This is a genomic window from Streptomyces sp. NPDC057623 (genome assembly GCF_042800355.1).
Lineage (GTDB): Bacteria > Actinomycetota > Actinomycetes > Streptomycetales > Streptomycetaceae > Streptomyces.
The window spans coordinates 103,807-117,932 of sequence record NZ_JBHVGZ010000016.1 but is presented as its reverse complement, the minus strand read 5'-3'; the positions used below and the strand labels follow the sequence as shown (position 1 = coordinate 117,932).

Below are 14,126 nucleotides of genomic sequence, written 5' to 3'. Positions count from 1 at the left end.
ACCACGTTCCGGCCCCTCATCTCTTCAGGCCCCCAGGGCTTCCTTGCTTCCTTCGAAGCTGGGTCATGTGTGTGTCACGGGTATTGCGACGTGTGTGAATGTTTGCGGAATTTGCTGTGTGCATTTCCGCAGTGCGTTCCCGCGGTTCCGCAGAAGCTGTGTGCGACCCTGAAGCAGAGGACGGCCCAGCAGACGCCGTGGCGTCGGCTGGGCCGATTCTCTTCACCTCATGCCCCTTGGGCCGCCGACGGGCTCAGCTCCAGGTACCGGCGTTGCTCTTCTCCGTGGCCTGGTAGTTCTCGGCCGCGCTCTGGAGCGCCGTCGAGATCTTCAGCAGGGTGGCGTGCAGGTCAGCGGCGGTCTTGTCCCACTCGCGCTGCTTGCGCTGGTAACCCTCCTGCGCCTCACCCTCCCAGGTGCTGGCGACACGCTTGACCGCGGCCTCGAGGTCGTCGAGCTGCTGCTTGATGCGGCCGGCGGTGGACTTCACGTCCGTGGACGCGTTGGTGATCGTTGCGTAATTGACGAGGATCGACATCGTCGTTCCCTTTCAGGATGAAATCGAAGGAAGTCTGTGGGGATCAGGGCGATCCGAAGGACTCAGGAGCATTCAGCAAGGTCTGAAGCTCTCCCGGAGTTCTCCGGGCCGGTACGGCTCGATCAGCCGAAGTCCGACATGATCTTGCTGATCTCGCTGTTCTGCTGCTCTTCCGACGCGGAGTAGTTGCTCCGCGTGGAGTCCACGGCTTCCTTGATGTCGTTGAGGATGTCGCTCATCCTCTTCGCATCCTGGTTCCAACGATCCTGCAGCTGGCGGTACGACTGGGCCGCCTGGCCCTTCCAGCCGCCGGCGATCTGGTCGATCACTCCGTTGAGACGGCGGATCTCGCCCTGCAGCTGACCGTTCGCGGTGTTGATGTCACCGGAGAGCTTGGTGAGTTCGTCCTCTGTTACCCGGAACTGGCCGGCCATGATGAACCTTCCCCCATGTTGTCGTTGATCCGGGAAACCTGTGCAGGTGCCCGGAGGAACTTCGCACGCTTGAGCGCTGCAAACACTCTATCGTCAGCCTGTCACTCAACCACAGACAAGACCAATCAGTTACACGGCTCACACACTTGAGCGATCATCCTGTGACTCTCACGCCGTCTTACTGTCAAGTGCGTTCGTACGCGGGCCTGTTGGCCGGCCACCGGCCAGTGACCGGCCGGTGACAGGCGGGTCACTGACTCTGTTCCTGCGCAGCGCTTCCGGTGTCCAGAGTGGGGCCCTTCGGGATGAACGCCGCCCATGTCTGCGGCACGATCGCGGGCTTGGACACGTCCTCGTACCCGAGCCGCGTACGCGCCTTGTCCGTCTCGCTCGCGTCACCGCTCGTGGAGTCCGCAGCGCCCGCGGACGAGTCGCTGCCGCTTCCCTGCGCCGCGCTGTCGTTGTTGCTCGGCAGCGCGTACCGCAGGCCCGTGTCGGTCAGCAGGTACTGCGCACCGCCGCCCGCCGTCGCACCGGTGACCTCCGTGAAGAGGAGGCCCGAGCCGGACGAGACGTAGGCGCTCAGCGAGTCGGCGACGATCCGCTTCGGGTACGCCGTCCCGGCCCAGGCGGCGAGCTGCGGCTTGTTGCCCTGGCCGATGGTGCCGTTGTAGACGCTGCACGAGGTGGTACGGGCCTCGCTGCCCGCCGTGGCCGCGGGGTTGGCCTGCTGCGGAACGGTCTGGGGCCAGCCCTGGGCGGCGTAGAAGCGGTTCGCCTCGCCGCTGTTGGCTGTGGTGATGGTCTGGGTGTCGACCTTGATGTCCTCGATCGGGTCCGTCCCGTACGCCGTCTGAGCGGACGGCGATGCCTTGAGCAGAGCGGCGACGAAGGGGGTGATGGCGGCGACCTGGTCCTTGAGGACGACGTAGTACTGCTCGCCCTGCGCGTCCGGCGCCTTGAGCACCCGGCCTACCGTGCTCGCCTCTTCGGGGAGTCCCTGGACCGAGGTGGCCTCGCCGACGGACGGGACCTTCGGGAAGTCGATGACCCCGCCCTCGTTGAACGTGCGCAGCCACTCACGGCTCACCGGTTGTGGCTTGGCATCCCGGCCGACGACCGTGGCCCGCAGCAACGCCATGGTGGGTTTGTCGAGGCCCGCCTTGTCGCCCAGCAGGAACAGGTTGCCCTGGCCGTCAGCCAGGAATTCCCGCCCGGTCTGGCTGTCGACGACGTACAGGACCTCCTTGGGGTCCACCTTCCCCGAGTTGTTGAGGGCCTTGGCGTCGTCAGCGTTGAGGACGAAGACGGCCCGGTCGATGGCGCGGGCCGCTCCCTCGACCGGACGCTCGCACACCGCCCAGGTCTTCGCCTTCTGCGCGTCCTCCTTGGCGGGCAGCCGGTCGGGGGCGTACGGGATGCCGATCGTCGCGCCGTGCCGGATACCGCTCTTGTCGATCTCCTTGCCGGGGACCTCCAGGACCGTGCCCTTGCCCTTGTCGAGCAGCAGCTTCGCGGAGGCGTAGTTGAGGACCGGGTGGAGGACCTTCTCCACCTTGCCGTCCTTCGGGTCCGGGTCGAGGACCACGTACCGCGTCGTGGAGTCGCTGTCGACGATGATGTACTCGCCCGGCGTGTCCCAGCCCTTCGGTGCCGTGGGCTTGATCACGCCCCAGGCGATGAACCCGATGACCAGCACGAGGCCCACGCCAAGGCTGGGCATCACCGTACGAATGGGACGCGGAGCGCCCTCTTCCGAGCCGCCCGGCGAAGGCGCCAGGAACGCCGCGACGGTGCGCTTGCGAGCGAACGTGTAGGCGGCGAGCTCATCCCGACGCTGCTTTGCCATGGTCCCCGTGTCTCCCGTTTGTCATGCTCGATCGTGTTGCGATGTCCGACCGCGACCTCATTGTTCGGCATAGTTCGGACCGACGGGCGTCGTCCGTACCGCTCGATCGCGCTCGAAAGACCGACTCGTCAGGCCACTTCGGTCGCGCAGGCCCCTACTATGCCTTGCGCCGCCGGGCGCCGAGGCATCAGGTGTGCGGCCGCCCCCGCATCTTCACAGAGCTTCACCACAGCGCTCCACCACGCGGGGTCGGTCCATGACAGGCTGACCACCTGGGTTTTGGGTGTCCCCTGTGTCGCCCGGTGTTCCGCAGCGGGTACCGTGAGCCACCCGCATGGATGTTGTGGGCCATCGGTGCCCCTGGCCCGTCGCCGGGATCGCGGACCTCTCGGAACATCGGACAGAGGATCCCGCCCGGCCAACGGCCACTACTTCGCGAAAGGGATGTCCCGGGGGATGACCAGCGCTACGAGCACTCGGCGCGGACGCCGCGCACAGCAGCAACAGGGTGGTCCGAGCCGCGGCAGACGTACGTCGGCTGCTCCGGCCGCCCAGAGCGCCGCCGCGTCGCCGCGCACGCTGCCCCGCCCGGGCGGTTTGGGCCCGGTCCGGCTCCAACAGCTCATCCTGGTGGAGCTCGCGGCCGCGGTCATGCTGGCCGCCTGGGCCGCCGACCAGTCCTGGCTGCTGGTCCCGGCCGGCATCGTGGCGGCGCTGCTCCTGCTCCTGGCGGTCCTGCGCCGGGGCCGACGGCCGCTGCCCGAGTGGTACGAGACGTCGCGCGCGCTGAGGCAGCGCCGACGCGACGCCAAGCAGGCCGTGCCGCCGGGCACGGACGCGATGCTGGCACCGGTCGTGGAGTGCGACCCCGCGCTGCGGACGTACTCCTTCGTGTCCCGTGACGACCGCTCGATCGGCATGATCGGCGACGGGTCCTTCCTGACCGCCGTCCTGTTCGTGCAGCCCGGGGACCAGCCGTTGCGCCCCGGCGCCGCCGACCGGCAGCTGCCGCTGCGGCTGATCCAGGACGCCCTGGAGGTCGACGGGATCCGTCTCGCCTCCGTCCAGGTCGTGCAGCACACCCAGCCGGCGCCGGCGCCGCATCTGCCGCAGCAGTCACTGGCCGCGCGGTCGTACGGCCCCCTTCAGGCGCAGGCCGGTTCGCCCGCGCTCCGTCTCACCTGGGTCGCTCTCAAGCTCGACCCGGAGCTGTGCCCGGAGGCGGTGCAGGCCCGCGGGGACGGCGTTCCCGGTGCGCAGCGCGCGCTGCTGCGGGTGGCGGACCAGCTGGCGAGCCGACTGGCCGGAGCCGGCTTCAAGGCGACCATCCTGGACGAGACCGAGCTGGTGCAGGCGCTCGCCACGTCCAGCTGCCTGAACCCGCGCGCCAACGCGCAGCACTCGCAGGACGGCCGCACGCCGCAGCGCCGTACGGTCGAGGCGGTCCGCACCTGGCGGGTCGACGACCGGTGGCACACGACGTACTGGGTGTCCCGTTGGCCGCAGTTGGGGAGTGGCGGTGTGGCGCTGCCCGAGCTGGTGACGCGGCTCACCTCGCTGCCCGTGCTCGCCACTACGTTCAGCATGACCCTGAGCAAGGCCGGCAACCGGGGCGTCGCCCTCACCGGGCACGTCCGCGTCACCGCCCGCGGTGACAGCGAACTCGGCCAGGTGGGACGGGAGTTGGAGCGGGCCGCCGGTGCCGCGAAGGTCGGCCTGGTCCGTCTCGACCGGGAACAGGTGCCCGGAGCCCTCGCCACTCTGCCGCTCGGAGGTACGTACTGATGTCCCACCCCGCCTCGACCATGCCCCCTGGGCAGCAGGGCCGGGCCACCGGGCGTACGCCGGCGCACGTGGCCTCCCCCACCGACACCGGCATGATCCCGATCATCCGGCAGCCGGACGCTCAGCAGCAGCGGCGACGCATCTTCAGCCCGGGCTTCGGGCTGCGCGGGCCGCGCCGGAACCGCCATGTCGTCACCGTCGACGAACTCGCGGCCATCAGCATGCCCATCGGTGACGACGGCGTCCTCATCGGCACCGACCCGGAATCGCAGCCGGCGGTGCTCGGTCTGTCCCGTCCGACCGCTTTCGACGTAGTCCTCGTGGGTGGTCTGTGGCTCGCCCAGGTGCTGGCGTTGCGGGCGGCCGCGACGGGAGCGCGCGTGGGCGTCGAGACCGGCCGTCCGCAGGCGTGGCAGCAGTTGGCGCAGGCGGCCGGCGGTGGCCAGCAGTGCGTGACGGTCTATCCCGTGGGACGGGTGCCCGCGCAGGGGCCCTCCGTGTCGAGCCCGGTCGTGCTGATCCGGGACTGCGGCATCCGCCCGCCGCGCGGTCGCGTGACGTCCGTGCCGTGGCAGGCCGTGGTGACGGTGCTGCCGTTCGTCAGTGAGCACGCGCCGCGCTGGCTGTCTCAGGCCCATTTGGTGGGGATTCAGCGCATCTCGCCGTACGAGACCGAGTCCGTACGTGACACGCTGGGTATCCCGGAGGAGCAACTTCAGCACCTGCCGACCCTTCACGACGGCGTCGCCCTGTGGTGCACTCGCAAGCATCAGAAGTTCGTCATGACCGAACCCACCGATGCGGAGACGGGGCTGCTCGGCGTAGCCCGCCGTATGGACTGACACGTCGTCGTCTCCGGGAGCGGGGCGCGAACTGGGCTTCGGCCAAGGGGTGTTACGACGCCTCGGCCACCGGGCCTTCCGTCCGCGCCCATGCGGCGCTTCCGTCCACGTACCCGGGGCTATAGCGTCCGCGCCCATGGGGGCTTTTCCGTCCCGCCATGCGAGTGATTAGGCTTCTGGTGGTGCGGTGACGATCGCAGTCGCGTGGGACTAGCCACTCGGTCCGCCCGGCCGCGACGACGACCAGCTCAGCAGCAGTGGCTGACCAGGAGGCAAGCAGTGAACAGGGATCGGTCCGAGTACAACGGCGGGAGCCCTTCCTCGGACGGGGACGATCACGAGGTGGATCTCACCGGCGAGTTCGAAATCGTCTACACACCTCCCGCCTGGTACGCCCAAAGTACGCAAAGTGGTTCCCCGTCCGGCGAACAGCAGGACGGTGGCCGTCCCTCGCCACCTCCGCCGACCGGTGCGCCCCTCGGGTCGCCCGGCGCCGCTCCACAGGGTCCGGGACCGTACGTCCCCGGCCCGGCACAGCCGCCGCCCCAGGGCGCGCCCCAGCAACCCGCGCAGCCGGCACAGCCCTCGCAGGCCACTCCCCCGCAGGGCACGCCGAGCGCGAACCAGCAGGGCCCCGCCACGGGTGGCTACGGATTTCCGCAGCAGCAGTCCGCGCCGGGCGCCCCCTCGGCCGGCGGGTACGGCTATCCCCAGCAGCCCGGCGCCGCCGCGCCCCAGCAGGGTCAGGACACGTCGGGTGGCTTCGGCGTCCCCCAGCAGGGTCAGGACACGTCGGGCGGGTACGGCTACCCCCAGCAGGGCCAGGACACCTCCGGCGGCTTCGGCGTACCGCCACAGCACGCGCCTGCCCAGCCACCCGCCGCAGCCCAGCCGCCCGCCGCACCCCAACAGCCCGCGCCCGCCCAGCCCGCCGGCGCTCCGGGCTTCCCCGTGCTGCGTCCGGCCGAGACGGACACCCAGGCCGGCCCGTCGTCGACCGCGACCCCGGCGGCCGGCGTCCCGGCGCCGCCCGCGCCCGAACAGCCCGCGCCCGAACAGCCGGTGGCGGAGCCGGAGTTCAACCACGCCGCCGCCGACGCCGAGGCCGCGCGCCTGTTCGGCGGTGACGACGAGGACGTCGAGCCGGAGGAGGAGCACAGCGACGAGGCGGAGCCGGGCGACGCCACCGCCTCCGTTTCCGACGGCGACCTCGACGAGTCGGCGCAGGTCCCGGCCGACGCGGACTCTCCCGCCCAGCCCGAGCCTCCGGCCGCTCCCGTGACGGCGGAGGTGGAGCCGGAGACGGCGCCGGACGCGCAGTCCGCGCCGGCACCCGCTCCCGTCCAGCCGCCCATGGCTCAGGGACAGCCGCCGCACGCGCAGTCGACCGGTCAGGTCCCGGTGCCGCCGCAGGCCCAGCCCGGTCAGGCCCCGGAGCAGCCGCAGGCCCAGCCCACCGGCCAGACGCCCGTGCCGCCGCAGCCCAGCCAGGGACTGCCCCCGCTGCCCCAGGGCTTCGCGCCCGCACACCCCGCGCAGGGGGCGCCGCCGCAGGCCGGCTACCCGGACCCGCAGGCCGCGGCCGCGGCGGCAGCCGCCGGTCAGGCCCCCGGTTACGGCTACCCCCAGGCCCCGGCGCAGGGCTCGTTCGGTCCCGCCCAGCCGCAGCCCGGGTATCCGGCGCAGGGCGGGCAGCCCGTACCCGCCGACCCTCGGCAGGCGCACCAGCCCGGACCGCCGCAGGCCGCACAGCCCCAGGCCGCCGGGTACGGCTACCCGCAGCAGGCACCCCAGCCCGGACAGCCCCAACCGCAGCCGCAGCCGCAGGCCGACGGATACGGCTACCCGCACCAGGCACCCCAGCCGGGACAGCCCCAGCCCCAGCCGCACCCGCAGCAGGCTCAGCCTCAGCCCGGACAGCCCCAGCCGGGGCAACCCCAGGCCGACGGCTACGGCTACCCCCAACAGCCGCAGCAGCCCGCACAGCCCGGCTACGGCTACCCGCCCCAGCAGGGCGGCTACGGATACCCCCAGCCGCAGCAGGCCCAGCCGCCCCAGCAGCCCGCGCCCCAGCAGCAGCCCCAGGCCCAGCCCCCGCAGCAGGCGCCGCCGCAGCACCCCGCTGCCCCGCCCGCCGCCTACGGCAACCAGGGCCAGGGCAACCAGGGCTGGAGCGCCCCGCCCGGCCCCCAGGCCGGACCTGGTGCTCCCCAGCAGCAGGCCGCGCCCGGCACTCCGCTCGGCTACAACGCGGCCGTGGAGCTGTCCTCCGACCGGCTGTTGCGCAACCAGCCCAAGGCCCGCAAGAACAACCAGGCCCCGTCCCGCTTCAAGCTCGGCGCCAAGAAGGAGGCGGCGGAGCGGGACCGGAAGCTGCATCTGATCCGTACGCCGGTGATGTCCTGCTACCGGATCGCGGTCATCAGCCTCAAGGGCGGCGTCGGCAAGACCACGACGACGATGGCGCTCGGCGCCACGCTCGCCAGCGAGCGCCAGGACAAGATCCTGGCGATCGACGCCAACCCGGACGCCGGAACCCTCGGCCGACGGGTCCGGCGTGAGACGGGCGCCACCATCCGCGACCTGGTGCAGGCGATTCCGCAGCTCAACAGCTACATGGACATCCGCCGCTTCACCTCGCAGGCGCCCTCGGGCCTCGAAATCATCGCCAACGACGTGGACCCGGCGGTCTCGACCACCTTCAACGACGAGGACTACCGCAGCGCGCTCGACGTGCTCGGCAGGCAGTACCCGATCATCCTCACGGACTCGGGCACCGGTCTGCTCTACAGCGCGATGCGCGGAGTGCTGGACCTCGCCCACCAGCTGATCATCATCTCCACCCCCTCGGTGGACGGTGCGAGCAGCGCCTCCACGACCCTCGACTGGCTGTCGGCGAACGGCTTCGCCGACCTCGTCCAGCGGTCGATCACCGTGATCTCCGGGGTCCGCGAGACGGGCAAGATGATCAAGGTGGAGGACATCGTCGCGCACTTCGAGACCCGTTGCCGCGGTGTCGTCGTGATCCCCTTCGACGAGCACCTCGCGGCGGGCGCCGAGGTGGACCTCGACATGATGCGTCCCAAGACCCGCGAGGCCTACTTCGACCTCGCCTCCGTCATCGCCGAGGACATCGCGCGCACCCAGCAGGGCTTCGGCAACCCGAACATGCAGTACCAGCAGCCGCAGCAGGGCTATCCGGAGCAGCAGGGCTACCCAGCCCAGCAGCAGCCCCAGCAGCCCTACCCCCAGCCGGGCGGCGCCCCGCAGCCGGGCCAGGGCTGGGGGCAGGCCCCGCAGCAGCCCGCGCCGGGCCAGGGCTGGCAGCAGCAGGCACCGCCGCCGCAGGACCCGCAGCAGGGCCAGCCGCCTCAGCAGGGTTCCGTCCCGCCCGGCTGGACGCAGCAGTAGCGGGAGCGTGAGAACCACGAAGGGCGGCCGGTGCCTCTGAGGCACCGGCCGCCCTTCGGCGTCGTATGACCGGCCTGCGACCGGCTAGCGCTCGGTGGCCGCGATCAGCTCCCGGCAGTGCTTCACGTCCGCGGCCATCTGCTCCAGCAGGGCGTCCAGCGACTCGAACTTCGCCTGGCCGCGGACGAACGCGAGGAAGTCGACGGCGACATGCAGGCCGTACAGGTCCAGGCCCACCCGGTCGATCGCGTACGCCTCGACGGTGCGCTCCGTGCCGTCGAACTGCGGGTTGGTGCCGACGGAGATCGCGGCCGGCATCGTCTCGCCCTGGGCGTGCAGCCAGCCGGCGTAGACGCCGTCGGCAGGGATCGCGGTGTGCGGCAGGGTCTCGACGTTGGCGGTCGGGAACCCGAGCTCCCGCCCCCGCTGGGCCCCTCGTACGACGACGCCCTCCACCCGGTGCGGGCGGCCCAGGATCTCGCCGGCCCCCTCGACGTCGCCCTCGGCGACCAGGCGCCGGGTCAGGGTGGAGGAGAAGGGCTCACCGCCGCCGGCGTCGCCGGTGACGTACAGGTCGACGACCTCGACCTCGTAGTCGTAGGTCTTGCCCTGCTCGGCGAGGAACTCGACGTTCCCCGCGGCCCGGTGGCCGAAGCGGAAGTTCGGGCCTTCGACGACCGCCTTGGCGTGCAGCTTGTCGACCAGGACCTTGACCACGAACTCGGCCGGCGACAGCTTCGAGAACTCGGTCGTGAAGGGGAGGATCAGCACCGCGTCCACGCCCAGCTCGGCCATGAGGTCCGCGCGGCGGTGGTGCGGGGCGAGCAGAGGCGGGTGGCTGCCGGGGCGGACGACCTCGCTGGGGTGCGGGTCGAAGGTGACGACGACGGCGGGCACGCCCAGCTCACGGGCACGGTCCACGGCATGCCGGATGATCAGCTGGTGCCCGCGGTGGACCCCGTCGTAGGAACCGATGGTGACGACGCTGCGCCCCCAGTCCTGGGGGATGTCCTCCAAGCCACGCCAGCGCTGCACTGTGACCGCTCCTCGTCGAACCCGTGTCCGTCTTTGCCCGTACGCTCTTACGCAGGTCTAAGGGTGCCATGCCGGGCGCTCACCGCCCGCATCGGCATGGGTGCTGTGACCGGGTGCACGTACGACGCGGTGGTCAGGCGGGGACTCGGACGCCGGACAGGTTCTCGATCATGCGGCGGGTGCTCGGGCCCACCACCGCCGTCCACTCCTGCGGGGTGTCGGTCAGCCAGCCCGCGACCCGCGCGGCGAAGCCGGGGACATGACGGCCCAGGTCGACCAGACCGCGGTCGAAGCGGGCGGCCCCGTCGGGTGTACGGACGAGCAGCAGACCGGTGTGGTGGACGAGGTCACGCAGGCCGTCGTCCGGCCGGTCGCCGCCTTGTCGCACGGTGGCGCGCAGGAAGGCGTCGAGGACGGCGGGCGCGTGTTCGTGGGCGAGGAGGAAGTCCAGGAGTTCATGGCGAAGGGCGCGGGAACCGGGAGTGCCCGCGGTGGCGAGCACGACGGCGAGGGCGGCCCTCAGCTGTTCCGTGCCACCGTCCAGCAGGCCGGTGACCAGCGGGAAGAGGACGGCTCGGGCGCCGGGGCCCTGGTCGAGGCGCCGGTCGACGTACGCGGCCACCTCCGCGGCGGTGTCGGGGCGCCACCGCACCGCGTCCTGTACGACGGCGGCGGCTTTGCGCGCGAGGCCGGGCGTGGTGACGTCGGCGAGGGTACGCAGCGCCTCTCCGGCGTCCGGCCGGCTCAGGCGCGCCCGGAACGCTTCGAGGACCTGGTCGGGGTGAGTGGCCAGAGCGACGACCAGGGCACTGGGCGGGAACTGGGGGTCGGCGGCCACGAAGTGCGCCAGTGCCTGCGGGAGATGGCAGGTTCGCGTGCGGGGGTCCCGGACGAGGACGGCGAGCGCGCCGCCGTGCAGCGAGCAGTCCTCGGGGCGGGCGAGCAGGGCGAGGGCGGCATAGCGGAGCAGCTCGCGGTCCGCCTCGGTCCGCGCGTGGGGCGCGGCGCGCACCCCGTACGCCACGGCCGCGACACGCCGTCCGGGCCGTTCGTCGTGCGCCCAGCGGTCGACGGCCCGGCAGATCGCGGACGGTTCCTCCTCGGCCAGTACGGCGAGGAGTTCGTCGGCTTTGCGGTGCGCGCTGTCGACGAGCGTCTCGGTGAGGTCGTCGAGGGCGCGGTGGCGGTGTGTGTGGAGCAGGGCCTGGGCCGCGTGGGCGACGGTCGCGTGCGGGGTGGCGGGCAACGGCCGGTCGTCGTCGAACCAACGGGTGAGGTGGCGCTGCACGGCGGTGGGGTCGGCGGCGAGGAAACGTGCGACGGCGTCCAGATATCGGGGGTGCCCGGGGTGGCCGGGGTGCCCGGGGTGCCGGGGCTCTTCGGTGCCGGTGGCGTCGGTCGTGCCGGTGGCGTCGGTCGGCGGGCCGTCGATGAGGACGAGGCGGCGGAGCAGGTCGAGCCGCTCGTCGTCCGGGAGGGGCAGCGCGGTCCAGAAGCCGGGGCCGAACTCGTGGGCTACGGCACTCCGGTGGATCCGCAGACCCACGATCCGGTCGGCGAGGCGGCGCAGGACGTCCAGATACGGCGTCGCGTCGGGGACCCGCAGCAGTGTCTCGGCGAGCAGCCGGGCGGCCCACCAGGAGCACCGGTCGACGCCCAAGGCCCTCGTCAACTCATCGAGTTTCAGGGCGAGTTGACCTGCGCCCTGGTGCCGTGGAAGCAGCAGAAGCGCCTGGACGACCGGGCCGATGCGGTGGCGCGGTACAGGGAGGGGGTGCTCGGCGTCGGGGTCGGTGCGCCGGCGGTGGACCAGGGCGTGCAGGGCCTCGTCCAGGTCGAGGTGCATGCCCTGGATCCAGTCGGCGAGTTCCTCGTGGGCGAAGCGGTAGCCGTTGCCCGCGGGGACGAGGAGACCCTCGGTGAGGACGGCGGAGGCCCAGCCGGTACCGCCGCCGAGCCGCGCGGGCGCCTGGCCCCAGGGGAACACGGCCTCGAACGACGCCCGGTCCAGCTCCCCCTGCCCCGGCCCGAGGCTGCGCCGGGCGGCCTCGTGGACCTGGCCGGAGACCTTGGCGGCGAGGCGGCGTACGGCGGTGCCGCGCAGGCCGTTCTCGGCGGCGAGGCGGACGGCGATGCGCAGGCACATGAGGTCGAGGTGGGCGGAGAGGACGTCGTCGCGGTCGACGGGGGCGGGCGGAGCGTCGGGAAGGGCGCCGCGCACGTCGCAGAGGAGGCGGAGGGTGAGGGGGTGGCGGGCGTCGGGACCGGCGAGGACGCCTTCCGGGATGCCGTAACGGGCGCGGGCCTGCCGTGCCTCGTCGGGGGTGAGGTCGTCGAGCGGTACGCAGGCCGGAAGCGGCCGGGACGTCCCGTGCACCGCGGGGTCGGCGGAGCCGTACAGCAGTTCCTCCGGGAACTCCGCGCCCGCCCCCTCCCAGTACTCCGCCCGGCACGCCACCACCAGCCGCGCCCCCGTCACCCGCAGCCACTCCTCCGTGCCCTCGGTCCACTCCGTGAGGCGGTGGGCCAGGACGGGGGGCATCTCCTCCGGGCCGTCCAGGAGGAGCAGGAGGGGGCGGCCTGCGGCGCGGGAGAGATGGGCCAGGCGCTCCGGGGTCGTGTCGCCCAGGGCGGTGGGGTCGCAGGAGGCCGACGCCGCCACGATGCGGGCCGCTCGGGCCAGCGCCCGGCGCGCCGCGTCGGCGACCGAGGTGTCGTCGCCCTTCAGGTCGGCACCGCGCAGCCACAGCGTGGGAGCCGCTTCGGGGCCGCGGTGCCGACGGGCGGCGAGGGCCGCGAGTTCCGTCGTACGACCGCTGCCGGGGCGTCCGACCAGGCCCAGTACGCGAGCCCGGCTCTCGGTGAAGGCGCTGAACTCCCGTGCCGTCGCGGCCCGTTCGACCGGAGCCGCCGCTCCCGGACGGCTCGTCGGCGCGCCGGGCGGACCGTCCTGCCCGACCGAGGTGGCCGTCAGCTCCAGTACGCCCCCCGGGTTGAGGTCGGCGCCGTACGCCGGCACCGTCGCCGCGTTCTCGGCGAGCAGTGCGGCCAGCGGGCCGTCGGGTCGTGGGCTCAGCGGGACGGCGAAGACGGCATCGCGCCGGCCGTCCTGAAGGGCTGTGCCGAGGACGCCCACCACGGCGCCGGTACCGGCGTCGAGTACGGGCCCTCCGGCCGCCCCGCCGCCCAGCCGCAGCGCGTCCCGGCCGGCCGTGCCGATCGCCAGCTCCAGGGCGCCGTCGAGAAGGCGGACGCGGTCCGCCGCCGCGTATGTCGCGGACACCGCGCCCAGGACCCGCGCCTCCCGCCAGCCACCGGCGGCGATCCGGACGTACGCACCGGTCTCGACCCGGTCCCTTACGGTCACCGGCAACGGTTGCACGCCCAGTCCCTCGGTCCGTACGAGCGCCAGGTCCAGCTCGGGCAACGGGGTCACCGCCGTCGCGGTGACCTCACAGCCGCGGTCGCCCTCGACGGCGCGCAGGAGCAGCCGGGGCAGCCCGTCGACGACCTCATGGCTGGTGATGACCGTGCCGCGGTGGTCGGCCATGAAGCCGAGGCCGCGGGGACGTCCTGCCGGGTCGTGGATGCGCACCAGAGCCTCGTCGCGGACACGGACGCCCAGGCCGTCGCCGTCCGGGCGTTCGCCACCACGGCCTTCGGAAGCGGTCCCGGACCCCGCGGGCGCACTCCCCTGCCGAGGTTCGCCGGCTCGTTGCCCGCCCGCGTGGGTGCCCGCGTCCCGCTCGGTCCCGCCGGGGCAGTCCGGGGCGGCCCAGGGGCCCGATGCGTCCCCCAGGTCCCGAACACCCCACCCGGTGTCCCGTGTACCCCAGGCATCTCCCGCCGCGCGCGTCCCGTACGGCATCCGGCGGTCGCCGCCCGCCCCCGGGCCCCGTCCCGCCATCGTCGAACCTCCCGCCGTGCGTCCACACGCCCATACGCCTGCGCCCTGTTTTTTCGACGGTAGGCGCGAAGTGATCAGCGGGACAGACCGCTCGGCGAACGCGCCCCCTTCCGCTCCCTCGGTTCACTCCGAGCGCCTGCACAGACGGGTGAACAGGCGGGCGTCACTGGATACACCCTAGGGGTGGGGGAACCGAGGGGGGACCGTGGGGGGGGGGGGGGGAGAACACCTCCCCCCCCCCCCCCCCCAACCACATCCAAAACCACCCCCCCCCTCCCCCCCCCCTCTTTCCTCCCCACACCACCCAAACCCTTTTCCCCCCTCC

8 protein-coding genes are annotated in these 14,126 nt (G+C 72.6%); 3 read left to right on the top strand and 5 right to left on the bottom strand.

Going from position 1 to position 14,126, the window contains the following annotated elements; all coding sequences use genetic code 11:
* Nucleotides 1–253: 253 nt before the first annotated feature.
* From ACFU95_RS19055 to eccB, 3 genes are all read right to left on the bottom strand, one after another.
* Entirely contained in the window at nucleotides 254–538 is a 285-nt protein-coding gene (locus tag ACFU95_RS19055; protein WP_383828662.1) for a WXG100 family type VII secretion target, read from the bottom strand.
* A 122-nt stretch (nucleotides 539–660) separates the two neighbouring features.
* Entirely contained in the window at nucleotides 661–972 is a 312-nt protein-coding gene (locus ACFU95_RS19050; RefSeq protein WP_030053279.1) for a WXG100 family type VII secretion target, read from the bottom strand.
* 250 nt (nucleotides 973–1,222) lie between these two features.
* Nucleotides 1,223–2,821 carry a type VII secretion protein EccB gene (gene eccB, locus ACFU95_RS19045; RefSeq protein ID WP_383828660.1) on the bottom strand — a complete coding sequence of 533 codons (1,599 nt, stop codon included), beginning with the start codon at nucleotides 2,819–2,821 and terminating at the stop codon, nucleotides 1,223–1,225.
* A 456-nt stretch (nucleotides 2,822–3,277) separates the two neighbouring features.
* Here eccB and eccE point away from each other — a divergent pair, with 456 nt between their 5' ends.
* The 3 genes from eccE (at nucleotide 3,278) to ACFU95_RS19030 (ending at nucleotide 8,859) form a co-directional block, all read left to right on the top strand.
* Nucleotides 3,278–4,606 carry a type VII secretion protein EccE gene (gene eccE / locus ACFU95_RS19040; protein ID WP_383828658.1) on the top strand — a complete coding sequence of 443 codons (1,329 nt, stop codon included), beginning with the start codon at nucleotides 3,278–3,280 and terminating at the stop codon, nucleotides 4,604–4,606.
* Nucleotides 4,606–5,448, top strand: coding sequence for a hypothetical protein (locus ACFU95_RS19035; protein ID WP_383828656.1), 843 nt, complete (start codon nucleotides 4,606–4,608; stop codon nucleotides 5,446–5,448). Before eccE ends, ACFU95_RS19035 begins: the two co-directional genes overlap by 1 nt.
* Nucleotides 5,449–5,727: 279 nt before the next feature.
* The gene (locus ACFU95_RS19030) at nucleotides 5,728–8,859 is read left to right on the top strand and encodes an SCO5717 family growth-regulating ATPase (RefSeq protein ID WP_383828654.1); all 3,132 of its coding nucleotides are present in this window, start codon (nucleotides 5,728–5,730) and stop codon (nucleotides 8,857–8,859) included.
* Between the two features lie 84 nt (nucleotides 8,860–8,943).
* Here the strand turns inward: ACFU95_RS19030 and ACFU95_RS19025 are convergent, their stop codons facing one another.
* Both ACFU95_RS19025 and ACFU95_RS19020 read right to left on the bottom strand, forming a co-directional pair.
* Nucleotides 8,944–9,894 carry a bifunctional riboflavin kinase/FAD synthetase gene (locus tag ACFU95_RS19025; RefSeq protein ID WP_383828652.1) on the bottom strand — a complete coding sequence of 317 codons (951 nt, stop codon included), beginning with the start codon at nucleotides 9,892–9,894 and terminating at the stop codon, nucleotides 8,944–8,946.
* A 133-nt stretch (nucleotides 9,895–10,027) separates the two neighbouring features.
* Entirely contained in the window at nucleotides 10,028–13,489 is a 3,462-nt protein-coding gene (locus tag ACFU95_RS19020) for a trypsin-like peptidase domain-containing protein (protein WP_383828756.1), read from the bottom strand.
* Nucleotides 13,490–14,126 lie beyond the last annotated feature (637 nt).